Origin of the sequence: Bathymodiolus azoricus thioautotrophic gill symbiont (assembly GCF_001298715.1) — a bacterium.
Classification (GTDB): domain Bacteria; phylum Pseudomonadota; class Gammaproteobacteria; order PS1; family Pseudothioglobaceae; genus Thiodubiliella.
Genome location: NZ_CDSC02000294.1, coordinates 1 through 868 on the forward strand (window position 1 = coordinate 1; position 868 = coordinate 868).

At 46.7% G+C, this 868-nt stretch carries 1 protein-coding gene; it reads right to left on the reverse strand.

Features of this window, described 5'->3' with window-relative positions:
* Nucleotides 1–36: 36 nt before the first annotated feature.
* Nucleotides 37–868, reverse strand: an 832-nt coding sequence (locus BAZSYMA_RS09990) for an RCC1 domain-containing protein (RefSeq protein ID WP_479385928.1), incomplete at its 5' end; no start/stop codon positions are given.

An 868-nucleotide genomic window follows, 5' to 3' on the forward strand; every position in this document is an offset into this window, starting at 1 on the left:
AAAGGGAGGGTGGTAGCGCCCCCTGTATCCAAGTAGTTAATTGTAGGCAGTCGTATCAATTACATCCACTACAACATTGCTCATACTAACATTACCATAACCACCGCCAGTAACACTATGAATAATGACAGTCTGTTCGTTATTCTTATCATTGTCTTTTACACCAGTAACAGTAACCGTTTGTGGCGTGTTCCAGTTACCATTAGTAAAAGTCAATGATGGGGTTACAGTTGCAACGCTAGTGCTAGAGCCGATACTATCACTGAGCATTGAAACAGTAACATCACCTATCGGCTGTTTGTCAAGCACTATGGTATAAGTGTTTGTGCTGTCTTCATCTACGCTCAAAGTAGTTGCTGATTGAGTAATGCCAAAACCAGTAGTGCCTCCATACTTTGAACTACCCCACGCCGTGATTGACCCATCGGCTTTAAGGGCGGCAAAGGCATTCCCAGTTGAATAAATCTTGGTATAGCCAGTGCCAGTGGGTGCATTTGAGCCTCCATACTCTGAACTACCCCACGCCGTGATTGAGCCATCGGCTTTAAGGGCGGCAAAGGCATACAGATTTGAATAAATCTTGGTATAGCCACTGTCAGTGGGTGCATTTGAGCCTCCATGCTCTGAACTACCCCACGCCGTGATTGACCCATCGGCTTTAAGGGCGGCAAAGGAATTCCCAGTTGAATAAATCTTGGTATAGCCAGTGCCAGTGGGTGCATTTGAGCCTCCATACTCTGAGTTACCCCACGCCGTGATTGAGCCATCGGCTCTAAGGGCGGCAAAGGCAGTATAAGTTGAATAAATCTTGGTATAGCCACTGTCAGTGGGTGCATTTGAGCCTCCAAAATCTGAGTAACCCCACGCC